Source organism: Acidovorax sp. (genome assembly GCF_046341535.1).
GTDB lineage: Bacteria > Pseudomonadota > Gammaproteobacteria > Burkholderiales > Burkholderiaceae_C > Acidovorax.
In genome coordinates this window covers 1-25,330 of the sequence record NZ_JBKDRI010000068.1, presented here as the reverse complement: position 1 = coordinate 25,330, position 25,330 = coordinate 1, and the positions used below count along the sequence as shown (strand labels likewise).

Annotated in this window: 19 protein-coding genes; 10 read left to right on the top strand and 9 right to left on the bottom strand. The window is 60.5% G+C overall.

Annotated features, from left to right (window positions below):
• The first annotated feature begins 152 nt into the window (after window positions 1-152).
• Genes ACK543_RS04715 through ACK543_RS04690 form a run of 6 tightly spaced genes read left to right on the top strand, consistent with a single transcriptional unit; the run spans window position 153 to window position 9,697 of the window.
• Window positions 153-1,571 carry an AAA family ATPase gene (locus ACK543_RS04715; RefSeq protein ID WP_409941697.1) on the top strand — a complete coding sequence of 473 codons (1,419 nt, stop codon included), beginning with the start codon at window positions 153-155 and terminating at the stop codon, window positions 1,569-1,571.
• Window positions 1,568-2,308: a retron system putative HNH endonuclease gene (locus tag ACK543_RS04710; protein WP_409941696.1), complete on the top strand. Its 741-nt coding sequence runs from the start codon at window positions 1,568-1,570 to the stop codon at window positions 2,306-2,308. Before ACK543_RS04715 ends, ACK543_RS04710 begins: the two co-directional genes overlap by 4 nt.
• An 8-nt stretch (window positions 2,309-2,316) precedes the next feature.
• Complete coding sequence (locus ACK543_RS04705; RefSeq protein ID WP_409941695.1) at window positions 2,317-5,259, top strand: DUF1156 domain-containing protein; 2,943 nt, start codon at window positions 2,317-2,319, stop codon at window positions 5,257-5,259.
• Between the two features lie 28 nt (window positions 5,260-5,287).
• A complete protein-coding gene (locus tag ACK543_RS04700; protein ID WP_409941694.1) occupies window positions 5,288-6,346 on the top strand; it encodes an AAA family ATPase in 1,059 nt (352 codons plus the stop codon).
• On the top strand, window positions 6,333-6,854 hold the full coding sequence (locus tag ACK543_RS04695) for a hypothetical protein (protein ID WP_409941693.1): 522 nt from the start codon (window positions 6,333-6,335) through the stop codon (window positions 6,852-6,854). Before ACK543_RS04700 ends, ACK543_RS04695 begins: the two co-directional genes overlap by 14 nt.
• Before the next feature lie 5 nt (window positions 6,855-6,859).
• Window positions 6,860-9,697: an ATP-binding protein gene (locus ACK543_RS04690; RefSeq protein WP_409941692.1), complete on the top strand. Its 2,838-nt coding sequence runs from the start codon at window positions 6,860-6,862 to the stop codon at window positions 9,695-9,697.
• A gap of 565 nt (window positions 9,698-10,262) precedes the next feature.
• Here ACK543_RS04690 and ACK543_RS04685 read toward each other — a convergent pair.
• From ACK543_RS04685 to ACK543_RS04650, 8 genes are all read right to left on the bottom strand, one after another.
• Window positions 10,263-12,011: a phosphoethanolamine transferase gene (locus ACK543_RS04685; protein ID WP_409941691.1), complete on the bottom strand. Its 1,749-nt coding sequence runs from the start codon at window positions 12,009-12,011 to the stop codon at window positions 10,263-10,265.
• A gap of 372 nt (window positions 12,012-12,383) precedes the next feature.
• Window positions 12,384-13,694: a citrate synthase gene (locus ACK543_RS04680; protein ID WP_409941690.1), complete on the bottom strand. Its 1,311-nt coding sequence runs from the start codon at window positions 13,692-13,694 to the stop codon at window positions 12,384-12,386.
• Window positions 13,695-13,748: 54 nt separating this feature from the next.
• A complete protein-coding gene (locus ACK543_RS04675; RefSeq protein ID WP_409941689.1) occupies window positions 13,749-14,069 on the bottom strand; it encodes a succinate dehydrogenase assembly factor 2 in 321 nt (106 codons plus the stop codon).
• A 19-nt stretch (window positions 14,070-14,088) separates the two neighbouring features.
• Entirely contained in the window at window positions 14,089-14,793 is a 705-nt protein-coding gene (locus ACK543_RS04670) for a succinate dehydrogenase iron-sulfur subunit (RefSeq protein WP_409941688.1), read from the bottom strand.
• Window positions 14,794-14,814: 21 nt separating this feature from the next.
• On the bottom strand, window positions 14,815-16,623 hold the full coding sequence (gene sdhA / locus ACK543_RS04665) for a succinate dehydrogenase flavoprotein subunit (RefSeq protein WP_409941687.1): 1,809 nt from the start codon (window positions 16,621-16,623) through the stop codon (window positions 14,815-14,817).
• Window positions 16,624-16,648: 25 nt separating this feature from the next.
• Window positions 16,649-17,014, bottom strand: a complete 366-nt coding sequence (gene sdhD, locus ACK543_RS04660; protein ID WP_409941686.1) for a succinate dehydrogenase, hydrophobic membrane anchor protein — start codon at window positions 17,012-17,014, stop codon at window positions 16,649-16,651.
• A 66-nt stretch (window positions 17,015-17,080) separates the two neighbouring features.
• Window positions 17,081-17,515, bottom strand: a complete 435-nt coding sequence (sdhC, locus tag ACK543_RS04655) for a succinate dehydrogenase, cytochrome b556 subunit (RefSeq protein ID WP_409941685.1) — start codon at window positions 17,513-17,515, stop codon at window positions 17,081-17,083.
• Window positions 17,516-17,648: 133 nt separating this feature from the next.
• Entirely contained in the window at window positions 17,649-18,428 is a 780-nt protein-coding gene (locus ACK543_RS04650) for a GntR family transcriptional regulator (RefSeq protein ID WP_409941684.1), read from the bottom strand.
• 240 nt (window positions 18,429-18,668) lie between these two features.
• On the opposite strand from ACK543_RS04650, the gene ACK543_RS04645 reads away from it, so the two are divergent.
• From ACK543_RS04645 to acnB, 4 genes are all read left to right on the top strand, one after another.
• A complete protein-coding gene (locus tag ACK543_RS04645) occupies window positions 18,669-19,655 on the top strand; it encodes a malate dehydrogenase (RefSeq protein WP_409941683.1) in 987 nt (328 codons plus the stop codon).
• Window positions 19,656-19,678: 23 nt separating this feature from the next.
• Window positions 19,679-20,761 (top strand): HpcH/HpaI aldolase/citrate lyase family protein, encoded by a 1,083-nt coding sequence (locus ACK543_RS04640; RefSeq protein WP_409941682.1) that lies wholly within the window; start codon window positions 19,679-19,681, stop codon window positions 20,759-20,761.
• A 33-nt stretch (window positions 20,762-20,794) separates the two neighbouring features.
• Window positions 20,795-21,445: a hypothetical protein gene (locus tag ACK543_RS04635; RefSeq protein WP_409941681.1), complete on the top strand. Its 651-nt coding sequence runs from the start codon at window positions 20,795-20,797 to the stop codon at window positions 21,443-21,445.
• A gap of 100 nt (window positions 21,446-21,545) precedes the next feature.
• Complete coding sequence (gene acnB, locus ACK543_RS04630) at window positions 21,546-24,131, top strand: bifunctional aconitate hydratase 2/2-methylisocitrate dehydratase (protein WP_409941680.1); 2,586 nt, start codon at window positions 21,546-21,548, stop codon at window positions 24,129-24,131.
• A gap of 142 nt (window positions 24,132-24,273) precedes the next feature.
• Here the strand turns inward: acnB and ACK543_RS04625 are convergent.
• Window positions 24,274-25,330, bottom strand: a 1,057-nt coding sequence (locus tag ACK543_RS04625; protein ID WP_409941679.1) for an IS630 family transposase, incomplete at its 5' end; no start/stop codon positions are given.

The following is a 25,330-nucleotide window of genomic DNA, read 5'->3' as shown; positions in this document are numbered from 1 at the left end:
CGCCACAAAGAGAGATGCCCCAGAGCTTGCGCTGCTGGGGCATCGGACCGGAGATGCTATCTCCGGTGTGGTTAGAGTACTAGGCTATGCAAATTCTAATGGGCCAAAGGCAATCCAGGGGCCGCAACTTTGCTTGAACTGAGGGCTGCGCCATGCGATTGAAGACCGTCACACTGAAAAATTTCCGTTGCTTTGAATCACTGACGCTGGATCTGCACCCCCAACTCACTGTCATTGTTGGTGATAACGGGGCGGGGAAGACTGCGCTGTTGGATGCCATCGCAACTGCGCTCACGCCGGTGCTGACGCACCTTTCTTCGGCCAACCAGCGCCTGAGTGGGCGGGGCATCAAAGACGCCGACTTCCGAATTGAAGGGCACTCAGGGCGAGGTGGAAAAACCCAATGGGCCAAAGCCGATTTCGCTCAGGTCATGGTTGAAACCTATGACGAACTGCGTTGGGACTACTGGAAACCCTCTGGCAACACAAAGGGCGCGGAGCCGCCAGAGAAGTGGGGCGAAACCCAATTGAAGGATCGGCTGGGCGCCATCTACGCCAGCTATAAGACGACGCACCCACTCTTGACCCCCACCTTTGCCTACTATGGGGCTAGCCGAGGCAGTATCAAAGTGCCCGAGCGTTTGCGTGAGGCTAAGTTGAATTACGAACATCCCACAGCCGCGCTCTACGACTGCCTGGACCCCGCCAGCGACTTTCGCGAAATGCTGGAATGGTTTGACCTTGAAGAGTCCTCGGAGCTGCGCGAAAACAAGGGTGCAGTCAACGAGAACTTCTTGCCGTTCAGCTCTTTGGAGGCAGTACGTGCCGCTGTGGTAGGGCTGCTGGGGCAATACCGCAACCCTCACTTCAACAGCAAGCACAAATTCATGCTGACCCGCGAGAGTGACGGTGCACCCATGTTGGTGGAACAACTCAGCCAAGGCTATCAAAGCATGTTGGCCTTGGCCATGGACTTCGCGCGTCGCCTGGCGATCGCGAACCCACATCTGGAATACGACGATGAAGACTATGCGGTTCAGGTTATTCACCAGGCCATAGACCAATTGGCCGCACTTGGCGTGGTCTCGACGGAGCCGTTCAAGCAGTCCTTGCGCATGAGCGCGCCAGCCATCATGCTGGTGGACGAAATTGACTTGCACCTTCATCCGTCCTGGCAGCAGCGAGTCTTGCAAGACTTGATGCGGACCTTCCCATTGACCCAATTCATTGTCACCACCCACAGCCCACAAGTGCTCAGCACCATCCGGCGCGAAAACATCCGCGTCCTTAGCGGCAGCGCCGCTGAAATGCCTTTGGCTTCAACCTATGGCCAGCCCAGCGGCGATGTCATGCACAGTGTGATGTTGGTAGATCCACAGCCTCCCATAGAAGAGAAGCAAACCATCGACCGTCTGACGGAACTGGTCGATCAGGGGCTTTGGGGTGAGGCTGAGGCGCGGCGCCTCTTGCAGCAACTGACCCTGACGCTAGGGCCAGAAAACGCCCGTTTGCAGCAGTTGCGACGCAGTATCCAGCGTCAGGAGGCTCTTGCCGGATTGAGTAAGCAATGAGAAGCATCGCTAAGCAAGGTGCGGGTGGCTACCACCTCAACCAATCGCACAGCAACCCACCGCAAACTCCTGGTCAGGCCAAAAGCCGCTGGGGCTCGTTTGGCCACAAGCAGGATGTGATGGAGTGCCTGCTGCATGAGCAGTATCAACTGTGCTGTTACAGCGAATTCAGGCCCGATGAAGAAGGGTTGGGCTACCACATTGAGCACATCGAAAACAAAAGCCAAAACCCGGCGCGCACCTTTGATTACAGTAATCTCGCTGCCAGCGCCTTGGACAGTGAAACCGGCTTGCAGCAACTGAAAAAGTCCGACCCGGCAACGCCTGATGCCGTGTTTGGTGGCCATGCTGCTGGCAAACGTGACAGCGTAGACCTTGCCTTGTTTGTCTCTTGCCACCAACCCGATTGTCATCGCTACTTTGCCTATTTGCCCACCGATGGGCGCGTGGTTCCGCGCGAAGACCTGTCTGAGCAGGACAAAGCCAAGGCCGACTACACCATTCGTCTGCTCAACCTCAACAGCCCGTTCTTGCTAACCCGCCGTCGCCAGTGGGCGCAAGAACTTCAACGCTTGTTTGATGAACATGCCGATCATGGTTGGAGCGTGCTCCACCTCGCCCAGATAGACCTGCTTCCCACCAATGGCAAGCTCAACCGGTTTTTCAGCCTAACCCGTCAGTTTTATGGCGCTATGGCTGAACAAACTTTGGCCCAACACGCGCCTGCTTTGGTTTAAAACCGTACATGTCGAACATCCGCTCCCCCAAGAAACTCATCGAAGTAGCCCTGCCGCTGGACGACATCAACGTGGCCAGTGCCCGCGAAAAGTCCATCCGCCACGGCCATCCCAGCACGCTGCACCTGTGGTGGGCGCGCCGCCCGCTGGCCGCAGCGCGTGCCGTCATCTTTGCGCAGATGGTGAACGACCCTGGCGGTGAGCGGGGCTACTACGCGGGCAAAACCAAGGCCCAGGCCGATGCTGAGCGCGAAGAGCTGTTCCAGATCCTGCGCGACCTGGTGCTGTGGGAGAACACCAACAACGAAGAGGTGCTGGGCCGCGCCCGCGCCGCCATTGCCAAGAGCTGGCGCGAAACCTGTGCGCTCAACCCTGGCAAGCCCGGCTTTGACCCCGAAGTGCTGCCCGCCTTCCACGACCCCTTTGCTGGTGGTGGGGCACTGCCGCTGGAAGCGCAGCGCCTGGGGCTGGAAAGCTACGCCAGCGACCTGAACCCGGTGGCCGTCACCATCAACAAGGCCATGATCGAGATACCGCCCAAGTTCGCGGGCCGTGCCCCGGTGGGGCCGGAGATTGAGGCCGAGCGTGGTACCAAGAAGGGCACCCGCAACGCCTTCGAGGATTGGAGTGGTGCCCGTGGCTTGGCCGAAGATGTGCGCCGCTACGGTGCGTGGATGCGGGAGCAGGCCCAACAGCGCGTCGGCCACCTCTATCCTACGATTCGCATCACTCCTGAATTGATAGCTGCCAACGCTTATGCAGAAAGCGGTGTTGGCCAAATAGACTTTAAAAACAGCGGTCTGGCCAGTTTGCAGCCTGGACAGGAGCTCACCGTGATCGCCTGGCTATGGGCGCGTACCGTGAAAAGCCCTAATCCTGCGTTCAGCCATGTGGATGTGCCGCTTGCCAGTACCTTTGTTTTGAGCAGCAAGGCCGGCAAGGAGGCATATGTGCTGCCTGTCATTGAAGGCGATGGCTACCGCTTTGAAGTACGTACTGGCATGCCGCCGGATAGCGCGAAGGACGGCACCAAGCTGTCCCGCGGCGCCAACTTCCGATGCCTGATGTCAGACGCTCCGATTGAGTCAAAGCACATCTACTCCGAAGCCAAAGCCGGACGCATGGGCGCTAAGCTTTTGGCTATCGTGGCCGACAGTACACGCGGACGCGTTTATCTTGCCCCCACCGCAGAGCAGGAGACCATTGCCCGGCAGGCCCTGCCAAAGTGGAAGCCCGAAGCGGAGATGCCTGACAACCCTCGGTGGTTTTCACCGCCCCTCTATGGGCTCAAAACCTATGGCGATCTGTTCACCCCTCGCCAATTGGAGGCTCTGACAACGTTTTCTGATTTGGTGCCCGAAGCCATCGTTCGCGTCAAAGCCGACGCCATTGCAGCGGGCATGGTCGATGATGGTCAGGGGCTAGACGTGGGAGGGAGAGGGGCTACTGCCTACGCAGAAGCTGTGGGTGTCTACTTGGGGCTTGCAGTTAGTCGCACCGCGAATACAGTAAATGGCTTAGCTGTGTGGTCTCAAAGCCGGGAGCAGAGCGTAAATTTGTTCAGCAGGCAAGCCGTTCCGATGGCATGGGATTTTCCGGAGGTCAATCCGTTCGCAGGTGCTGCTGGTGATTTTGCGGCGACTACCGCTTCAATGGGCAAAACCGTTGCGAGTTTGCTTACTGGCGTTGCCCATGTTCAGCAAGCCGATGCTCAAACCCAATGCCTCTCTCAGCTGAAAGTTATCTCAACCGATCCGCCGTACTACGACAACATCGGCTACGCCGACTTGTCTGACTTTTTTTATGTCTGGTTGCGTCGCAGCTTGCGCACCATTTTCCCGAATCTGTTTAGGACCCTCGCCGTACCCAAGGCAGAGGAACTGGTGGCGACACCATACCGTCACGGGGGCAAGGAGAATGCGGAGTTGTTTTTTTTAGACGGCATGACCGCCGCTATGCACAACTTGGCACAGCAGTCGCATGCTGCATTTCCAGTCTCGATCTACTACGCCTTTAAGCAAAGCGACACAAGTGATACTGGGGGAACCCACAGCACTGGGTGGGAAACATTTTTGGAGGCAGTCTTGCAGGCCGGGTTCGCGCTTTCAGGAACCTGGCCATTGAGGACCGAGAGACCAACCGGAGTCAAAACTGGCACTAATGCCCTAGCATCAAGTATTGTGCTTGTGTGCCGCCCGCGCGACTCCACCGCTGAGGCCATCAGCCGTCGCGAGTTCCAGCGTCAGTTGCGTGAGCACCTGCCCGAAGCGCTGGAAACGATGATTGGAGGCACCAGTGGCCAAAGCCCGATTGCTCCCGTGGACTTGGCGCAGGCCGCCATTGGCCCCGGCATGGCGATTTATAGCCAGTACGCGGGCGTGCTCAACCAGGACGGCACGCCGATGCGCGTGCACGACGCGCTGGTGCTCATCAACCGCGAAATCACCGAGTACCTGACGCCCGACGCTGGCAGCTTTGACGCCGACACGCTGTTTTGCAACAGCTGGTTCGAGCAATACGGCTGGGCCGAGGGGCCGTTTGGCGAGGCCGATGTGCTGGCCCGTGGCAAAGGCACCAGCGTGCAGGGCGTGGCGCAGGCAGGCATTGCCGACAGTGGCGCAGGCAAGGTGCGCCTGCTGCGCTGGGCCGATTACCAGGCTGGCTGGGACCCCAAGTTGGATGCTCGCAACCCCGTGTGGGAGGCCACGCACCACCTGATTCGCGCGCTCAACACCCAGGGCGAAGCCGCAGCCGGTGCCCTGCTGGCCGCCATGCCCGACAAGGCCGAGCCCATTCGCCAACTGGCCTACCACCTGTACACCCTGTGCGAGCGCAAGAAGTGGGCCGAGGACGCGCGTGCCTACAACGAACTCATCACCGCCTGGCACGCCGTGCTGGAAGCCAGCCGCGAGCTGGGGCCGCGCGGGGAGCAGTTGGGGTTTGAGGCATGATTTTGGGCCAGCATTTCAAGGAATCGCCATGCTGAACAAGGCCGTTATCAAGAACTTTGGGCCATTGCCCAATGCGGAGTACCAGTTTTCGCCAGGACTGAATGTGGTCGTGGGCGAGAACGGGCTGGGCAAGTCGCAGTTGCTCAAATTGTTGTATGCGGTGTTGAAGGTCAATGCCGACGCCAAGGAGTTGACCAAGGTTGAGCTGCAAAAAGCCTACGCCGACAAGCTGGTGGGCGTATTCAGGCCTGATGCTCTTGGGCGACTTGCCAAACGTAAGCAAGGGCGCGAGCGTTGCGAAGTGCGTGTGGACATGAAAGATGCAGCGCTGTCGTGCGCTTTCAGTTTTGCCTCTCAGGCCAAATCAGAGGTGCAACTGGACAAGGCACCTTCCAAGGCTTTGGGGCTTGCACCCGCCTACATTCCGACGCGTGAACTCGTCACGCTGTGCCCTTGGTTTGGGCCTCTGTATGACAACTACCACCTGCGCTTTGAAGAAAGCTGGCGCGATACCGTGTCCTTGCTAGGCACGCCCAGCGTCAAGGGGCCCAGGGAGAAAAAGGCTGCAACCCTTTTGCAGCCTCTGGAAGAGGCTATGGGGGGCAAGGTGGTGGTGGACTCTGGCACCGGTGAGTTCTACCTGAGCATTCCAGGCGAGGGCAACATGGAAATGCCGCTGGTGGCCGAAGGCCTGCGAAAGCTGGCCATGTTGGCACGCTTGATCAGCACGGGGGTACTGCTGGACAAGGGCTACCTGCTTTGGGATGAGCCTGAAACGAACATGAACCCAAAGCTCATCAAGGTGCTGGCCCGCAGCATTCTCACGTTGTGCCAGCAGGGTATTCAGGTTTTCATCGCGACGCACTCACTCTTCCTGATGCGCGAGCTTGAAATGCTATTGCAAGATGCACCATTCCAGTCCCTCGCACCAAGGTACTTTGCGCTCAAAGCGAGTGGCTTAGGAAAGCCTACTGAGTTGGAGCAGAGCGCTGATTTGTACGACATCAAGACTCTGGTGCTTTTGGATGAGGAGTTGCATCAGTCTGATCGATTCATGGCTGTGGAGGGGCTGCATGCCCGTGATTGAAAACCCCATTACGGAGGATCGGCTGACCTTCACTTTTGCGCGAGGGGGCTTGTCGAGCAAGTACGACGCATGGTCGCACTATCGCAATCAGTTCAACAGCGCATTTGGGGGCACGAAGGCTGTCGATGTGGTCTATGCGGCGGCTGACACAGGATGGCTCATCGAGGTCAAAGACTACCGGGTCAATCCGCGCACCAAGGCAATTGACCTTGCAGATGAGGTTGCACTGAAAGTACGCGACACCTTGGCGGGCTTGATATCGGCCCGCTTGCATGCCAATGACGCGGACGAGAAGCGTGTGGCGGAAACGATTTTGCGTAAGCGCCACTTGCGAGTCGTTTTGCACCTTGAAACGCCGCGCAGCCGTTCGCGGCTCCGTCCAAAAGCCATCGAGTCTGACAAGGTGCTGCAAAAGCTGAAAACGTTGATCAAAGCGATTGACCCGCACCCTTGCGTTGTTGATCAGGACACTATCAAGCCTGGTATGAGCTGGGCCGTTCAGGGATAAATGGGATGAGCATCAAACCGTGGCGCGAAGTCGCCCACCCCCACAAGGACGTGCTGGAAGGCACTTTCAAGCAAAGCGAATTCGCTGCTGACATCTCGCAGGTGCATGCAGGCACGGCGGAGCCTGAGTACCAGGACGCAGAGAAGTTCTTCGCCCGAACCTTCATCACCGAAGGTATGCGCCTGCTATTGCAAAGCGTGGCTGAGCGCTTGTCGGGGCGGGGCGGTGACCCGGTCATCCAGCTGCAAACGGCCTTTGGTGGTGGCAAGACCCACACGCTGCTGGCGGTGTACCACCTAGCCAGCCGCCAGTGCCCCACCGAGAAGCTGGCGGGCATCCCGCCCATTCTGGATGCCGCAGGCGTGACATCGCTGCCGCAGGCACGGGTGGCGGTCATTGATGGCATCAAGTTCTCGCCCAGCCTGCCGCGGTCGCATGCGGGTACCACGGTGAACACGCTGTGGGGAGACCTGGCTGTGCAGCTGCTGGGGGCCGAGGGCTATGCGCTGCTGGCCGATGCCGATCAGGCGGGTACATCCCCCGGTAAAGACGTGCTGACGACTCTGCTGCAACGCGCGGCGCCGTGTGTAGTGCTGCTGGACGAGCTGGTGGCCTATGTGCGCCAGTTGGAGCCGGGCAAGAGCTACCCCGGCGGGACGTTTGATAGCAACATCACCTTCATCCAGGCGTTGACTGAGGCGATGAAGAGCGTGCCTAACGCCATCTTGTTGGCATCGCTTCCCCAGTCAGAAACCGAGGCGGCAGGCACGCAGGGTCAGCGCGCGCTGGATGTGCTGGAAAAATACTTTGGCCGCGTGGAATCGGTCTGGAAGCCAGTGGCAGCGGAAGAGGCCTTCGAGATTGTGCGCAGGCGGCTGTTTGACACCGTGGGCGACCCCGCGCAGGTGAACGCCACGGCACGGGCTTTTGGCGAGCTGTACCGCCAGAACCCGACCAAGTTCCCTAGCGAGACGCAGGAGGCGCGCTACGAGGAGCGCATTGCGCACGCATACCCGATTCACCCGGAGGTGTTCGACCGGCTGTACGAGGACTGGTCCACGCTGGATAAGTTTCAGCGCACGCGCGGGGTGTTGCAGTACATGGCCATCGTCATCCACAGGCTGTGGGATAGCCGTGACAAAGACCCGCTCATCATGCCGGGGTCGTTGCCGCTGGACGATGCGCTGGTGCGCAACAAGAGCATCCACTACCTGCCCAATGGCTGGGAGCCGGTGATTGAACGAGAGATGGATGGCCCGCGCTCAGCGGCGGCAGACATTGACGGGCATGACACCCGGTTTGGCAGCTTGCAAGCCGCGCGGCGCGTTGCGCGCACCATATTCTTGGGCAGTGCGCCGTCTAACGCTGCGCAGGCGGTGCGCGGCATTCGGGTAGAAGGCATTTTGCTGGGTGCTGTGCAGCCAGGGCAGGCCGTGGGCACGTATGAGGACGTCATCAAGCGCCTGCGTGATCGGCTGCATTACCTCTACGGTGAAAAGGACAGCTACTGGTTTGACACGCGCCCCAACCTGCGCCGCGAGATGGAAAGCCGCAAGGCCAATCTGAAAGACGCTGATGACGTGATGCCACTGCTGCGCGACCGTGTGGGCAGGGTGTTTACCAAGGGCAACCACTTTGCCGCCATCCATGTGTTTGTGCCGTCTGCGGATGTGCCCGATGAGTTTGGCCTGGGGCCACGGTTGGTGGTGCTGCCGCCCAATGCGGGTTACCGCAAGCAAGATGAGTCGTTGGCTTTGTTGGCTGCCACCGAGGTGCTGGAAAAGCGGGGCGATGCACCACGGCTGAAACGCAACCGCCTGATTTTCCTGGCGCCCGATGGTGACGCTGTGCAGCGCCTGCGTGATGCCGTGCGGACCTATCTGGCATGGAAGTCCATCGTGGAAGACGTGCAAAACCGCCGTATCGACCTGGGCACCTACCAGGCCGATCAGGCCAAGCGCGCGATGGACGGTACTGAGGATGGCGTCAAGCAGATGGTGCGCGAGACCTATCGCTGGCTGATGGTGCCCACCGAAGAGATGGTGCGGGGCAAGTTGGCACTGCGCTGGGAGGCTGTGGCCTTGTCGGCGTCTGCACCGAGCGTGGTCGATGCGATTGAGGGCAAGCTCAAAGAAGAAGAATGGCTGGTGAGTGCGTGGTCGCCCGTCCACCTGAACCGGGTGTTGAACCAGTGGTACTTCAAAGAGGGCGTCACCGAGGTCTCGGCTTTGAAAGTGTGGCAAGACAGTTGCCAGTACCTGTACCTGCCACGCCTGCTGAACTCTGATGTGTTTGTGCAGGCGGTGACGGTAGGCTGCGCCACCCGTGACGGGTTTGGCTATGCGGCGGGCAAGGATGGTGATCGTTGGCTGGGGTTTTCCTTCGGCCACTCGGCATTGGTCACCATGGATGCAGACACCGTGCTCATTAGCCAGGCGGCGGCCATCGAGTACCAACAGAAGCTGGATGCGGAGCAGCGCGAGCGTGCAGCACAGCAAGCGGTGCCTGCCAATGTCGGCAGCGGTGTGCCTGGCACGCCATTGCCCGGCCAGCGTCCGGTGGTTTCCAAGTCCGAGGGAACCACGGCGGCTACGGCTGCGGTGGCATTGCCCAACCGGTTCTTTGGACTGGTGGAGGTGGATGCCACGACGGCAACCATGGACTTTTCGACCATCGTGAACGAGGTGATTCAGCACTTTGCGGCCCAGAGCGGTGTGGACGTCACCGTCACCGTCGAAATTGAGGCGCGCACGCGCGACGGTTTTGAGGCAGCCTTGCAGCGGACCATCAAAGAGAACTGCGGGGTGCTGAAATTCCGCTCCGCCAACTTCGAGCAGGAATAGCTTGCGGTCACTGGCGGGAGGGGCGATGACGGTGCTTTGGGGCGGAATCTTTGCGTGCACCTAAATCTGCTTGCTACTTTGGATCAGCACAAAGGCAAGCATGAGCAAACTAAAAAAAACCACATCGCCCCAGCCGCGTTGTCCGAGCGATGCCAGCCGCTACGTAGTCGATTACATGGACCACGCCCCCGTGTGGCCCGCAGTCATCTTCGCGCAGGGGCTGTTTCGGCCAACCCAGAACGGGGCGCCGGTTGTCCCGCTGGAAATTGAGTACAAGACGACCATCCAAAAGCAGCGGATGGAGTACGTCTTCCGCAGTCCAGAGGCCTTGAACATCGTTGACCAGGCGGTGTTTATGCACCTGTGCCAGTTGATGGCAGCTGGGAATCGGGTGCACCTGGGGCCTGACCACGAGAGATACCCCGTGTACAGCGCAGCGCTTGGCGCTTCGGGGCTGTGGAGCGACCAAGGCATTTCGGGGAGCACGTTTCGGCGATGCGTGGCAGCCCATCGGGGCGAACACAAGGTTAAACCGCCCGGCGCGGTTTGGCCACCTGAAACTCGTTTATCGCGCTGCGGACGCTGGGCGATCGGCAGCGGCGGCAGACTGCATGCAGTCTGCAAACATATCCAGTGCAGGGTCGTAGATCCCGGTCTGCACATCCATCAGCCCCAAGACCGAATGAAAATAGTGGTCGTGCGTGATGCGCTGCTCGGCCAACTGGCGTCGGAGGCAGCCGGTGCTGATGCGCGCGCGGGCCTGCATGGCGGGGGATAACCAGGTCAGCCACGGCACGTGCTTTTGGACGTCCGGTGCGATGGCGTAGGGCAAACCATGCAGGTAGATGTTGTTCTCTCCCAGCGATTCACCATGGTCTGACACATAAATCATCGCTGTGTCGGATTTTGCTTCATGCCCTTGGAGCCATTTGATGACAGAGTCGAGGAAGAAATCGGTCTCCACGATGCTGTTGTCGTATGCATTGACCACCTGCTCGCGGCCGCACTCTTGCAGCGCGTTGGATCGGCACTCGGGCACGAACACCTTGCGTTCTGGAGCCGAGCGTTTGTAGTACGCCGGACCGTGGCTGCCCATCTGATGCAGCACCACCACGGTGCCGCGCTGGCGCTGTTCGGCAGGCAGCGCTGCCAGGCGTTCGTCCAAGCCTTTGAGCATGATGGTATCCAGGCAGTCAGAGCCACCAGGGCAATGGTCAGGATCTTTTTCGCCAAAGGTGCTGGCGTTGGGAATGCGGTCGCACACGCCCTTGCAGCCGGACTGGTTGTCCACCCATAGCACGGCCAAGCCAGCGTGCTGCAGCACGTCCATGAGACCCTCGAAATTGGCTTTGCGCGATTCGAAGTCATTGCGCGACAGGTGCGAAAACATGCATGGCACCGAGGCCGCGGTGCTGGTGCCACAGGCCCACGCATTACGGGCGCTGATGAGGTCGCTGCGCGTCGATAGAAGTGGCGTGGTGGGCCTGCTGTAGCCATTGAGCGCGAAATTACTGGCACGCCCCGTTTCGCCGAGTACCAGCACCAAGAGCGGCGGGCGCGGCTGACCCGAGTAGGTGACGCCGAGCTGGGCGTCCCTGCCGATGGGAAGGATCTGCCGTGTATCCATGCGCAGCGGCCGGGTGGCGATGTTGCCCAGCGCGTAAACGCTGTTGAGCGGATTGATCAGGTAGCGCAACTGGGTGTGATTACGCATAGTGGAGGCAAACTCCTGAAACACCAGCAGAACGCCGAGCACCGCTACGACCGATGCCATGGCCAGCAGGCCGACGTTATGCAGTGCCTGTCTGAGCAAGGTCCGCTGCGGCAGTGGGTGATGCCATAGCCACCACAGGGGTGGCCCGGCGAGCACCACGACGGTTGCCACCAGCCGCCAATTGAACAGATCCCCAGCCTCCTGCACATCGGTTTGCAGCACGTTGGTGAGCATGGTGGCGTCGATGACTATCCCATAGGCCAGCATGAAATATGCGCCAAAAGCCGCCATCAGCACCAGCGCTGTCGCCATGGGCTTGACGGTTCGCCGCCATCCCAGCAGGCTGAGCAAGGCTACGTTGCCCGCGGCAACGACAGCACCAAATACCAGCATGAATCCCAGTCGGTCGATAGAGAGCCCGTCGCCAGGAAGGTCTCGCACGGCGGCCCACAACGGCACGTTGCAAACAGTGGCAAGCCACAGGCTGACGAACACGGCCAGCCGTGCGGAGGAGAAGAATGAGGGCGGCGCTGTGTCGGCGATGCGAAGGCTGCTCTGGGCCGCACGCACAGGGCGCAGCCGCTGTCGGAAAACGGGCATAGTGCAGATGGTCAGTCCTTGCCCTTAAAAGAGCATTAAGGCAAGAGCGGCCCGATCGCCTGGCAGTCTGAGCAGATGCTTTGGCGACGGCGTGTTTCCCGACATGGATACCCCAGTGATGCGGGTGCGGCAGGTTTACATCGGCAGATGGCAAGCCAGTTTTCTTCCCACCAGGGCTGGGGCGCTGAAGCTGGCGTTAGCGGACAAACGCTATCTTCAGTTCGGAATGCCGCTGTCGGGGCGCAGCGAGAGTGCTTCAGACCTCAGGGGAGTGAGTACGCCGTGGCGATGAAAAAAGCCAGCAGGCACCGCGCATGCTGGCTTTGACGGGGCAGGGTGCGCACCGGCGGGCGGCGCACACAGCGGCTGCAATCAACGGCTTTCCAGGGGAGGCACGTTGCGGCGCTCGGACCCGGAGAACAACTGGCGTGGACGGCCGATTTTGTACTCGGGGTCGCCGATCATTTCGTTGAGCTGGGCGATCCAGCCCACGGTGCGGGCCAGGGCAAAAATGCCGGTGAACAAATTCACTGGAATGCCGATGGCGCGCTGCACGATGCCCGAGTAGAAATCCACATTCGGGTAAAGCTTGCGCTGCACGAAGTAATCGTCTTCCAGGGCGATTTTCTCCAGTGACTTGGCCAGCTTGAACAGCGGGTCGTTTTCCAGACCCAGCTCGGCCAGCACTTCATTGCAGGTTTCCTGCATGAGCTTGGCGCGAGGGTCATAGTTCTTGTAGACACGGTGCCCGAAGCCCATCAGCTTCACGCCGGAGTTCTTGTCCTTGACCTGCTTGATGAACTCGCCAATTTTCTCGACACCGCCCTGGGCCTGGATGTCGTGCAGCATGTTCAGGGCCGCCTCGTTGGCGCCGCCGTGTGCGGGCCCCCACAGGCAGGCCACGCCCGCAGCAATGGCTGCAAACGGGTTGGTGCCGGACGAGCCGCACAGGCGCACGGTCGAGGTCGAAGCATTTTGCTCGTGGTCGGCGTGCAGGATGAAGATACGGTCCAGGGCGCGCTCGAGCACGGGGCTGACGTTGTACTCTTCGCAGGGCGTGCCGAACATCATGCGCAGGAAGTTGCCCGAGTAGCTCAGACTGTTCTGCGGGTACATATAGGGCTGACCCACGCCGTACTTGTATGCCATGGCAACCAGCGTCGGCATCTTGGCAATGAGCCGGATGGCGGCGATCTCGCGGTGCTGCGGGTTGTTGATGTCTGTACTGTCGTGGTAGAAGGCCGACAGCGCGCCCACCAGACCGGTCAGCACCGCCATCGGATGGGCGTCACGGCGGAAACCCCGCAGAAAGAACTGCATTTGCTCGTTGACCATGGTGTGGTTGGTCACGAGCTTGTGAAAAGCGGTTCTCTGCGTCTCGTTGGGCAGGTCGCCGTTGAGCAGTAGGTAGCAGGTGTCCAGGTAGTCACAGTGAGTGGCCAGCTGCTCGATGGGGTAGCCACGGTACAGCAGCTCGCCCTTGTCGCCATCGATGTACGTGATGGCCGACTGCGTTGCCGCCGTCGAAAGAAAACCCGGGTCGTAGGTGAACATGCCCGTCTGCGCATACAGCTTGCGAATATCAATCACGTCCGGACCGATGCTGCCCTGGTAGATCGGCAGGTCCACGCTGGGGCTGCCGTTGCTGAAGGACAGGGTGGCTTTGTTGTCAGCTAGCTTCATTGTGATTTTCCTTAGGTTTTGCCGATGATCATCCGGTGTGGTGTGGCTGGGCCATCAGGCCCCAAGCTCTGGGGTGCGGCCGCTTTTGCGCAGCATCCTTAGCACTTCATGGACCTCGGGCGCATCTAGCGAGTCCTTGGGTTCGCGACGCCGCAGGAGAAGGTCCAGCAGGTCGTTGTCCGAAAGGTCCATCAGGATAGCTAGGCCCTGCGCATGGCGCTGGTTCAGCTCAGGCTCGAACCGGGCGAAGAACTGTTCAATGAACAGGTCGTTTTCGAGCAGACCGCGCCTGCAGCGCCAGTGCAGCTTGCTCAGCTCGCGCTCGTTCAGCAGCCGAGACGCTGACAGCGGCTCGGAGTTGGCAGTGTCACCCATGACCGTTGGAATCGCCAGGTCAGATGGCGCGGCGCACCATCAACTCCTTGATCTTGCCGATCGCCTTGGTAGGGTTCAAACCCTTGGGGCAAACATCCACGCAGTTCATGATGGTGTGGCAACGGAATAAACGATAGGGGTCTTCCAGGTTGTCCAGGCGCTGTGCCGTGGCTTCGTCGCGGCTGTCAGCGATGAATCGGTAGGCCTGCAGAAGGCCGGCCGGGCCCACGAACTTGTCGGGGTTCCACCAGAAGCTGGGGCAACTGGTGGAGCAGCTCGCGCACAGAATGCACTCGTACAGGCCGTTGAGCTCTTCGCGCTCTTCGGGTGACTGCAGGCGCTCGGTCTCGGGCGGCACGTTATCGTTGATGAGGTACGGCTTGATCGAGTTGTACTGCTTGAAAAACTGCGTCATGTCCACGATCAGGTCGCGGATCACTGGCAGGCCGGGCAGGGGCTTGAGGACCACGGTGCCGGGCAGCGTGTTCATGTTGGTCAGGCAGGCCAGACCGTTCTTGCCGTTGATATTCATCGCGTCGGAGCCGCAGACGCCTTCGCGGCACGACCGGCGGAACGACAGGGATGGGTCCTGCGCCTTGAGCTTCATCAGCGCGTCGAGCAGCATGCGCTCGCTGCCGTCGAGTTCGACCTCGACCGTTTGCATGTAGGGCTTGGCGTCCTTGTCAGGATCGTAGCGATAGATTTGGAAGGTGCGTTTTGCCATAGTGGGTGCTCCTGTAACCGTTTAGAACGTACGAACCTTTGGCGGAACGGAGTCCACGGTCAGGGGTTTGAGTTTGACTGGCTTGTAGGTCAGGCTGTTGCTCTCGCTGTGCCACAGCGTGTGCTTCATCCAGTTGGCATCGTCGCGGCCCAGTGGTGCCACCGGGTCGTCCGCGGGGCGCTCATAGTCGCTCACGGTGTGGGCGCCGCGGCATTCCTTGCGGGCTGCTGCCGACTCCATCGTGGCCTGTGCGGATTCGATCAGGTTCTCGACTTCCAGCGCCTCGATGCGGGCGGTATTGAACACCTTGGAGTGGTCCTTCAGGCCCACGCTGTTGATGCGGTTGCGTAGTTCGGCGATCTTCTTGACGCCTTCGTCCATGCTGGCCTGCGTGCGGAACACGCCGGCGTGCAACTGCATGCTGGCGCGAATGTCATTGGCCACGTCCTGGGCGTATTCGCCGCTGCTGGCGCCCTGCAGGCGGTTCAGGCGCGCCAGGGTGCGGTCAGCCGCGTCCTTGGGCAGGGGTTTGTGGTTCTTGTTCTTGTCGTTAAATTCGACGATGTGGTTGCCCGCTGCGCGGCCGAACACCAGCAGGTCCAGCAGCGAGTTGGTGCCCAGGCGGTTGGCGCCGTGCACCGACACGCACGAGCATTCGCCCACGGCGTACAGGCCGTTGACCACCAGGTTGTCGTTGCCCCCTTGCTGCACCACCACCTGTCCGTTGATGTTGGTGGGGATGCCACCCATCTGGTAGTGGATGGTGGGCACGACAGGAATGGGCTCCTTGGTGATGTCCACATTGGCAAAGTTCACGCCGATCTCATACACCGAAGGCAGGCGCTTGTGGATGGTGTCTGCACCCAGGTGGTCCAGCTTGAGCAGCACGTAGTCCTTGTTGGGGCCGCAGCCACGGCCTTCCTTGATTTCCTGGTCCATCGAGCGCGAAACAAAATCACGCGGTGCCAGGTCTTTGAGCGTGGGCGCGTAGCGCTCCATGAAGCGCTCGCCATTGCTGTTGAGCAAGATGGCCCCTTCGCCACGGCAACCCTCGGTCAGCAGCACGCCCGCTCCGGCCACGCCGGTGGGGTGGAACTGCCAGAACTCCATGTCTTCCAGCGGAATGCCAGCGCGCGCTGCCATGCCCAGACCGTCTCCGGTGTTGATGAAGGCGTTGGTCGATGCGGCAAAGATGCGGCCTGCGCCACCAGTGGCCAGCAGGGTGGTCTTGGCCTCCAGGATGTGCAGGTCGCCGGTTTCCATTTCCAGTGCGGTCACGCCCACGACGTCGCCATCGGCGTCGCGAATCAGATCCAGAGCCATCCACTCCACAAAGAAGTTGGTGCGCGCCTTGACGTTTTGCTGATACAGCGTGTGCAGCATGGCGTGGCCGGTGCGGTCGGCAGCAGCGCAGGCGCGTTGCACGGGCTTTTCGCCATAGTTGGCGGTGTGGCCGCCAAACGGGCGCTGGTAGATCGTGCCATCCGTGTTGCGGTCAAACGGCATGCCCATGTGTTCTAGGTCATAAACGACCTTGGGAGCTTCACGACACATGAACTCGATCGCATCCTGGTCGCCTAGCCAGTCTGAGCCCTTGATGGTGTCGTAGAAATGGTAGTGCCAGTTGTCCTCGGACATGTTGCCCAGGGACGCGCCAATGCCGCCCTGAGCCGCCACGGTGTGCGAGCGGGTGGGGAAGACTTTGGACAGCACTGCGACGTTCAGTCCGGCGCGGGCCAGCTGAAGCGATGCGCGCATGCCGGAGCCGCCGGCGCCAACGATGATGACGTCGAACTTGCGCTTGGTGATGTTTGCGTTGGTGTAGCTCATTGTTATATGCCTTCAGTCGCGGGATTCAAAGACGCCAGAGAACCTGGATGCCCCAACCGGTGCAGGCAACGAGCCAGACGATGGTGAACACCTGCAAGGCAAGACGTACGCCCACGGGCTTGATGTAGTCCATGAAAATGTCACGGACACCGACCCACACATGCCAGGCCAGCGAAACGATCACCGAGAACGTGATTACTTTCATCCACTGGCTGGAGAAGATGCCTGCCCAGGCGTCGTAGCCGATCGGTCCCTTGACCAGCAGCAGTTGGGCCAGCACCAGCACGGTGAACAGGGCCATCAGGGCCGCAGTCACGCGCTGGCTCAGCCAGTCACGCAAGCCGTAGTGGGCACCGACGACGGTGCGCTTGGAGCCGTAATTGACGGACATTGTTTTTTTCCTTTGAAAGTCGGAGTCAGCCGTGCATCCTCGAGATGCATCCGGCCAGAGAAATCATCAGTACAGACCAAACAGCTTGGCGCCCAGGGCCAGCGTCAGCGCAATGCTCGAAATCAAGGTGAAGATCGCCGAAGACTTCCCAAATTCCTTGCTCACGGCGTCGTGGCTGACGTCCATCCACAGATGGCGCAGGCCCGCGATGAAGTGGTGCAGATACGCCCACATCAGTGCCAGGACGACCAGCTTGAAGAACCAGCCGGGCACAAAGCCCAGGCCAATGTTGAAAACCGCCTTGAATTTTGCGAAAGAAATTTCGGAGGAGACGGAGGTGTCGAACATCCACACAATGAACGGGAGCAGCAGGAACATGATCACACCGCTGACGCGGTGAAGGATGGACACCCAGCCCGCAGGCGGCAGACGGTAGGTCGTGAGGTCCTTGAAGGCATTGATGTTCCGGAATTCAGGCCGTTTCTTGGCAAGCTCAGTCATGTCTTGTGCTTTCTTGGATGTAACTGTTCTGTAATCGATCTATGCAGACAACCAAAATTCTATTGCAACGCAGCATTGAGGGTTTTTGATGCTCCGGTATTTTCGACCTTAAAGCTCGGATGCCAGCCCCGCGTCAGCTCAATTCGTTACGGTAATGGTGGGTATCGGTGCGATAAAGACCCCGGCGTAACTCCATCGGTACGTCGTTGTAGGTGAATGCGATGCGTTCAACGCTGAGCAAGGGAGTCGCGGGGGTGACCGAAAGAAGCTGCGCCTGCTCTTTGTCGGGCAGAACGGCGCGAATTTTTTCTTCGGCGCGAACCATGCGCACCCCAAAATCCAGCTCGAACATCGCGTAAGTGGGGCCTTGATAGTCAGCCAGCTGGCTTGCCGTGAGTCCCTTGAATGCCTGGCCGGGAAGCCAGATGTCCTCCAGGATGGTGGGCACACCCGCAAACGAAAGAATGCGGCGCGCCTGTATCACGGCGTCTGCGCTGCGCAAGGCCAGGGCGCGCGCCACATCTGCGTTGGCACGCACGCGACGGCAATCGATTACGCGGCGCTGCGCTGGCCCCTCAACCCGGGCGTCGCCGGAGTCGGGCAGCAGCTTCAGAAACCGGTACTGCACATGCTGCTCGGCATGGGTTGCCACAAACGTGCCCTTGCCCTGGCGGCGCATGACCAGGTTCTCTGCGGCCAGTTCGTCGATGGCTTTACGTACCGTGCCCTGGCTCACACGAAAGCGTCCGGCAAGTTCCATCTCGCTGGGTATCGCCTCGCCGGGTTTCCATTCGCCCTGCTGCAGGCTTTGCAGGATCAGGCCTTTGATCTGCTGATAAAGCGGGCTGAACGCCGGAGTGGCTCCGCCTTGCAGGGTCGGACTGGTGTCAGCGGCAATAGGCTGGGATGACATGGGCTGTGGTGAAGGCTGGTTGCGGCGCCAATCGCACCGACAGATTTTCGGCTCGAGCCAGGGATGTGCGATCAACTTCCGGCGGTGCTGATCATATCTTATATAAGACATAAGACAAATTGACCCCGTGCGGGGTTCGGAAGTACAATTCGAGGCTGTTTTGCAAGGCACTGGCTGCTCGTAGCAGGCGCTGGTGCAGCGTTGCATTCCCTGTTTTTTTACTTCCCGGGAGTTTTCACCATGAGCAAGAAGCCTGTTCGAGTTGCCGTCACTGGCGCCGCTGGCCAAATCGGTTATGCATTGCTGTTTCGCATCGCCTCTGGCGAAATGTTGGGCAAGGACCAGCCCGTGATCCTGCAACTGCTTGAAATTCCCGACGAAAAGGCCCAGAACGCTCTCAAGGGCGTGATCATGGAACTGGAAGATTGCGCCTTCCCGCTGCTGGCCGGTATCGAAGCCCACAGCGATCCGATGTTAGCTTTCAAGGATTCCGATTACGCTTTGCTGGTGGGGGCTCGCCCCCGTGGCCCAGGCATGGAACGTGCCGATCTGCTGGCTGCCAATGCCCAAATCTTCACAGCGCAGGGCAAGGCCCTGAATGCTGTGGCCTCGCGCAAGGTGCGCGTGCTGGTGGTGGGCAACCCGGCCAACACCAACGCTTACATCGCCATGAAGTCGGCTCCTGATCTGCCGGCCAAGAACTTCACCGCCATGCTCCGCCTGGACCACAACCGCGCTGCCTCTCAGATCGCCGCCAAGATCGGCTGCGCTGTAGGAGATATCGAGAAGCTGGCTGTGTGGGGCAATCACTCGCCCACCATGTACGCGGACTACCGGTTTGCCAGGGTCAACGGCAAGTCCGTCAAGGACACCATCAACGACCACGAGTGGAACGCCAACACGTTCTTGCCCACTGTGGGCAAGCGTGGCGCAGCGATCATAGCTGCGCGAGGTTTGTCGTCGGCTGCTTCGGCTGCCAACGCTGCCATTGACCACATGCGCGACTGGGCGCTGGGCACCAACGGCAAGTGGGTCACCATGGGCGTCCCTTCCAACGGCGAATACGGCATCCCCAAGGATGTGATGTTCGGCTACCCCGTCACCTGCGAGGGCGGCGAGTACAAGATCGTTCAGGGTCTGGAAATCGATGCTTTCTCGCAAGAGTGCATCAACAAAACCCTGGCTGAACTGCAAGGTGAGCAGGACGGCGTCAAGCACCTGCTGTAAAGACGGTCTGCACGCCCGCCAAGATGCAGCCGACGCCATTGGCTTCTGACCCCTCGGTCGCCGAGCGCTCCGTGCAGGGGCCTGGCGCTGCATTACAGCTTTCACGGCTGCATCCGCGTGATGTTCTTCTAGGGCCGCAGGCGCGCAGCCACCTGCTGCCGGTGTGCGATCACTACAGCGGGGTGGCGGTGCGGATGCAAAAAAGCCTGCAGCTGCAGGCTGAGATGACGCGGGAGTTTGGCTTTTGCGTTTTTGACGTCACCTTGGATTGCGAAGACGGCGCGCCCGTGGGCCTGGAGGTCGAGCATGCCCGGCTGGTGGCACGCCTTGCAATCGAAGCCGCGCCCGAGGCGCGTGTGGCGGTGCGCATCCACGCGGTCGACCACCCGGCATTTGCCAGCGATGTGGAGATCGTGGCATCTGAGGCGGGGCATCGGCTGTGCCATGTCATGGTGCCCAAGGTCGAATCGGTGGACGATGTGCTGCGCGTGGAACGTGCGCTCGCCGCTGCTGGCGCTGCCCACCTGCCCGTGCATGCCTTGATTGAATCCCCTGCGGCGGTGAACCGCGTGTTCGAAATTGCTGCGCATCCCGGTGTGCAGAGCCTGAGCTTCGGTCTGATGGACTTCGTGTCGGCGCATGGCGGCGCCATACCGGCGCATGGCATGAGTTCCGCTGGGCAGTTTTCACATCCGCTGGTCGTGCGAGCCAAGCTGGAAATCGCAGCCGCCTGCCACGCCCATGGCAAGGTGCCGTCGCATTGCGTGGTGACTGAGTTTTCCGATGCCGAGGCCATGCGCACTGCGGCCGGTCGTGCCGCTGGCGAGATGGGCTTTACCCGCATGTGGAGTATCCATCCGGCGCAGATCCGGCCCATCCTGCAGGCGTTTGCGCCGCGGCAGGACGACATCGTGGATGCTTCTGAAATAATAGCGGCAGCGATAGGCGCTGATTGGGCTCCGATCAATCACCATGGCATCCTGCACGACCGTGCGAGCTACCGTTTTTACTGGCAGGTGCTGGAGCGTGCCCATCAAACCGCGCGTCCGTTGCCGCAGTCGGTACGCCACTGGTTCCGCAGCGAGACCACCACGGTTCATTCGTGAACCATCTTGAATCGTCCAACGCAGGAAATCCTCATGAAGACCTTCCTTGTCACCGCCCTCATCATTGTGGCGCCCGGTCTGGCATGGACGCAGTCGGCGACTGCGACCCCGCCTTCGGGCAAGTCTTCAGCCAAGAGTGAGCTGGCAAAACCTGCGTCCAAGGCCGCAGCCAAGCCTGCGTCCAAGTCTGATGCCAAATCGGCGGGCAATGGCACCTCGAACTCCGCCCCCCAGAAGGCCACCGTTGCCAAGGCCGAGCCGTCCAGCAGCCGCGAGCAACTCAAGAGTGCTACCAACCAGGTGGCAGCCGGCATCAGCGCGGCCGAGGCTGCCCTTTCGCCCGAAGAGCTGGCGATTGCCGAGCGTGTGCATGTGGGCCGCATGCCCTGTGAACTGGGAGCCTACGTCACCGTGACGCCCGAGCCTGCAAGCCCTGGCCACTTCCGCATCGAGGGCAAGGGTTTCAGGTATTTCATGGCGCCTGTGGTCACCTCCACGGGTGCCGTACGGCTTGAAGATGCCAAGGGCGGTGCGGTCTGGCTACAGATTGCCAACAAGTCGATGCTGATGAACCAGCGCCTGGGCCAGCGCCTGGCGGACGAATGCATGAGCCCCGAGCAGACCGTGGTGGCCGAAGCCTTCAAGAAGAATCCGCCTGTGAGCGTGCTCGAACCGCTCAAGTAAGTCCTGTGCAGCAGCGATGCCACTCACCTTGAAGTGCTTTAGGCCGTCTGCTGTGCCCTCGCGCCTCACTTTGAATAGATAGACCCAACTGGAGAAAACGATGTTGAAAGCCTACCGTGATCATGTGGCCGAGCGCGCTGCGCTGGGCATTCCACCCCTGCCGCTGAGCGCCAAGCAGACCAGCGAACTAGTCGATTTGCTCAAGAACCCGCCCGCTGGCGAAGAAGCGAACCTGATTGAGCTGATCACGCACCGCGTGCCTGCCGGTGTGGACGATGCGGCGAAGGTGAAGGCGAGCTACCTGGCCGCCGTGGCTCACGGCACAGAAACATGCCCCCTGATTGACCGCGAAAAGGCCACTCAACTGCTGGGCACCATGCTGGGCGGCTACAACCTCACCCCGCTGATCGATCTGCTCGACGATGCCGCCGTGGCGGCGGTCGCTGCCGAAGCGCTCAAGAAGACGCTGCTCATGTTCGACCAGTTCCATGATGTCAAGGAAAAGGCCGACAAGAGCAACACGTTTGCCCAATCTGTGCTGCAAAGCTGGGCTGATGCCGAGTGGTTCACCAGCCGCCCCGAGGTGCCTCAGAGCATCAAGCTCACCGTGCTCAAGGTCACCGGCGAGACCAACACCGATGACCTGTCGCCCGCGCCCGATGCCTGGAGCCGTCCCGACATCCCGCTGCATGCGCTGGCCATGCTCAAAAACAAGCGTGACGGCATCACGCCCGAGGAAGACGGCAAGCGCGGCCCGGTGAAATTCATTGAAGACTTGCGCGCACGCGGCAACCTGGTCGCCTATGTGGGCGACGTGGTGGGTACGGGCTCGAGCCGCAAGTCGGCCACCAACAGCGTGTTGTGGTTCACGGGCGAAGACATTCCCTTTGTGCCCAACAAGCGATTTGGCGGCGTGTGCCTGGGCGGCAAGATCGCCCCGATCTTCTACAACACCATGGAAGATGCCGGCGCGCTTCCGATCGAGCTGGACGTGAGCCAGATGCACATGGGCGACGAGATCGAGCTGCTGCCCTATGCGGGCCAGGCCCTCAAGGGCGGCAACGTGATTGCCGAGTTTGAAGTCAAGAGCGAAGTGCTGTTTGATGAAGTGCGTGCGGGCGGCCGAATTCCCCTGATCATTGGTCGCGGCCTGACCGCCAAGGCCCGCGAAGCGCTGGGCCTGCCACCATCCACACTGTTCCGCCTGCCCCAGGTGCCGGCTGCCACCGGCAAGGGCTTTACGCTGGCGCAGAAGATGGTGGGCCGCGCCTGCGGTCTGCCCGAAGGTCAGGGCGTGGTGCCCGGCACGTATTGCGAACCTCGCATGACCTCGGTCGGCTCTCAAGACACCACCGGCCCCATGACGCGCGACGAACTCAAAGACCTTGCCTGCCTGGGCTTCAGCGCCGACCTGGTGATGCAGTCGTTTTGCCACACCGCGGCGTACCCCAAGCCCGTGGACGTGAAGATGCACCACGAGCTTCCCGAGTTCATCAGCACGCGCGGCGGCATCTCGCTCAAGCCCGGCGACGGCATCATCCACAGCTGGCTCAATCGCATGCTGCTGCCCGACACGGTGGGCACCGGTGGTGACTCGCACACGCGCTTTCCCATCGGCATCAGCTTCCCAGCCGGCTCCGGCTTGGTGGCGTTTGCCGCCGCCACGGGAGTGATGCCGCTGGACATGCCTGAATCGGTGCTGGTGCGCTTTAAAGGGCAGATGCAGCCGGGCGTCACGCTGCGTGACCTGGTGCACGCCATTCCGTTGTACGCCATCAAGCAGGGCCTGCTCACGGTGGCCAAGCAGGGCAAGAAGAACATCTTCTCGGGCCGCATTCTCGAGATCGAAGGTCTGCCCGACATGAAGGTGGAGCAGGCGTTCGAGCTGTCGGACGCTTCGGCCGAGCGCTCTGCCGCAGGTTGTACCGTGCGCCTGAACAAAGAGCCCGTGATCGAGTACATCAACTCGAACATCGTGCTACTCAAGAACATGATTGCCCAGGGCTATGCCGACGCGCGCACCATTGCTCGCCGCATCAAGGCCATGGAAGCCTGGCTGGCCAACCCCCAGCTGCTGCAGCCGGACGCAGACGCCGAATACGCAGCCGTGATCGAGATCGACTTGGCCGAAATCACCGAGCCCATCGTGTGCTGCCCCAACGACCCGGATGATGCCAAGACGCTGTCGGACGTGGCTGGCGCGAAGATCGACGAAGTCTTCATCGGCTCATGCATGACCAATATTGGACACTTCCGCGCGGCTTCCAAGCTGCTTGAAGGCAAGAAAGACATCCCCGTCAAGCTATGGATGGCCCCGCCCACCAAGATGGACGCCCAGCAGCTCACCGAAGAAGGCCACTACGGCGTGTTTGGCGCGGCCGGGGCCCGGATGGAAATGCCCGGCTGCTCGCTGTGCATGGGCAACCAAGCGCAGGTGAAGGAGGGCGCCACCGTCATGTCCACCAGCACGCGCAACTTCCCCAACCGCCTGGGCAAGAATACGAACGTGTACCTCGGCTCAGCCGAGCTATCGGCGATCTGCTCCAAGCTCGGCCGCATCCCGACCAAGGAAGAGTACCTGGCAGATATCGGCGTCATCAACAAAAATGGCGACAAAATCTACAAGTACATGAACTTTGACCAGATCGAGGAATTTGCCGAAACCGCCAAGGAAGTCACCGTCTGATCGTTTTCAAACGGTTGGCACCTGCAAAAAAGCGGCTCGGTAGAGCCGCTTTTTTCATGCCATGTTCATGACGCCAGCGTAGGTTGCGATGCAAGGTTGTCATGTCCCCCAAGCGCCTTCTTCCACGAGGCGGTTGTTATGCTCAGTGCACAGAGTGTGCTGTCCCGCAAATACGTGAGCAAAGTCGATGCAGCTTTTCAAGGATCGAATCGGCGGTGGCAGTCCATGTGAAGGGCTGGCAGTTTGTGTTGTGCGCGGCGACGAAGTGGTCGATGCGCTGCACAAGCTGCTTGACGCTGGTAAACGAGCCCCGCCGAATCGCCTTGTCGGTGATCAGCGCGAAGAAGCGCTCAACCTGGTTCAGCCAAGAGCTGTAAGTTGGGATGAAGTGCATGTGCCAGCGCGGCCTTGTGCTCAGCCAGGCCTTGATCTTCGGATGGCTGTGCGTGGCGTAGTTGTCGCAGATGCAGTGAATGTCCAGCTCAGCAGGTACGGCATTGTCGATCTCGCGCAGGAAGGCCAGAAACTCCTGGTGTCGGTGGCGTGGCTTGCAGGCGGCCAAAACGGCACCGTTGAGAACGTTCAAGGCAGCAAACAACGTGGTCGTGCCGTGGCGCTTGTAGTCATGGGTGACGCCCTCGACATAGCCAAAACCCATGGGCAGCATGGGCTGGGTGCGCTCCAACGCTTGGCACTGACTCTTCTCGTCCACGCAGATCACCAAGGCGTTGTCAGGCGGGCTCAGGTACAGGCCGACCACATCGCGCAGCTTCTCGATGAAGAACGGGTCGTTGGAGAGCTTGAAGCTCTCCGTGCGATGAGGCTGCAGGCCAAACAGCTGGAAATACCGTGCGACGCTGGTCTTGGAAATGCCGGTCTCGGCAGCCACTGTGCGCACGCTCCAGTGTGTGGAGCCATTGGCGGGCTTGGTGTGCAGCGTGGTCTTGATCAAATTCGCCACGCGTTCATCATCGATCGTGCGTGGTTTGCCCGGGCGCACGTCGTCGTACAGGCCAGCGATGCGCCGCTCGACAAACCGCATTCGCCACTTGCCCACAGTGGCCTTGGTCAATCCCAGGCGCTCGGCGATGGCATTGTTGAGTTCGCCATCGGCACTGCTCAGGACAATGCGCGCTCGCGCACTCAATGCCGCAGGCAGCGATCGACTGCGCGCAAACGACTGAAGCTGCGAGCGCTCA

Coding starts and splice junctions, on each gene's coding strand:
- ACK543_RS04715 (WP_409941697.1), top strand. CDS start 153: ATGCGATTGAAGACCGTCACACTGAAAAATTTCCGTTGCTTTGAATCA.
- ACK543_RS04710 (WP_409941696.1), top strand. CDS start 1,568: ATGAGAAGCATCGCTAAGCAAGGTGCGGGTGGCTACCACCTCAACCAA.
- ACK543_RS04705 (WP_409941695.1), top strand. CDS start 2,317: ATGTCGAACATCCGCTCCCCCAAGAAACTCATCGAAGTAGCCCTGCCG.
- ACK543_RS04700 (WP_409941694.1), top strand. CDS start 5,288: ATGCTGAACAAGGCCGTTATCAAGAACTTTGGGCCATTGCCCAATGCG.
- ACK543_RS04695 (WP_409941693.1), top strand. CDS start 6,333: ATGCCCGTGATTGAAAACCCCATTACGGAGGATCGGCTGACCTTCACT.
- ACK543_RS04690 (WP_409941692.1), top strand. CDS start 6,860: ATGAGCATCAAACCGTGGCGCGAAGTCGCCCACCCCCACAAGGACGTG.
- ACK543_RS04685 (WP_409941691.1), bottom strand. CDS start 12,011: ATGCCCGTTTTCCGACAGCGGCTGCGCCCTGTGCGTGCGGCCCAGAGC.
- ACK543_RS04680 (WP_409941690.1), bottom strand. CDS start 13,694: ATGAAGCTAGCTGACAACAAAGCCACCCTGTCCTTCAGCAACGGCAGC.
- ACK543_RS04675 (WP_409941689.1), bottom strand. CDS start 14,069: ATGGGTGACACTGCCAACTCCGAGCCGCTGTCAGCGTCTCGGCTGCTG.
- ACK543_RS04670 (WP_409941688.1), bottom strand. CDS start 14,793: ATGGCAAAACGCACCTTCCAAATCTATCGCTACGATCCTGACAAGGAC.
- sdhA (WP_409941687.1), bottom strand. CDS start 16,623: ATGAGCTACACCAACGCAAACATCACCAAGCGCAAGTTCGACGTCATC.
- sdhD (WP_409941686.1), bottom strand. CDS start 17,014: ATGTCCGTCAATTACGGCTCCAAGCGCACCGTCGTCGGTGCCCACTAC.
- sdhC (WP_409941685.1), bottom strand. CDS start 17,515: ATGACTGAGCTTGCCAAGAAACGGCCTGAATTCCGGAACATCAATGCC.
- ACK543_RS04650 (WP_409941684.1), bottom strand. CDS start 18,428: ATGTCATCCCAGCCTATTGCCGCTGACACCAGTCCGACCCTGCAAGGC.
- ACK543_RS04645 (WP_409941683.1), top strand. CDS start 18,669: ATGAGCAAGAAGCCTGTTCGAGTTGCCGTCACTGGCGCCGCTGGCCAA.
- ACK543_RS04640 (WP_409941682.1), top strand. CDS start 19,679: ATGCAGCCGACGCCATTGGCTTCTGACCCCTCGGTCGCCGAGCGCTCC.
- ACK543_RS04635 (WP_409941681.1), top strand. CDS start 20,795: ATGAAGACCTTCCTTGTCACCGCCCTCATCATTGTGGCGCCCGGTCTG.
- acnB (WP_409941680.1), top strand. CDS start 21,546: ATGTTGAAAGCCTACCGTGATCATGTGGCCGAGCGCGCTGCGCTGGGC.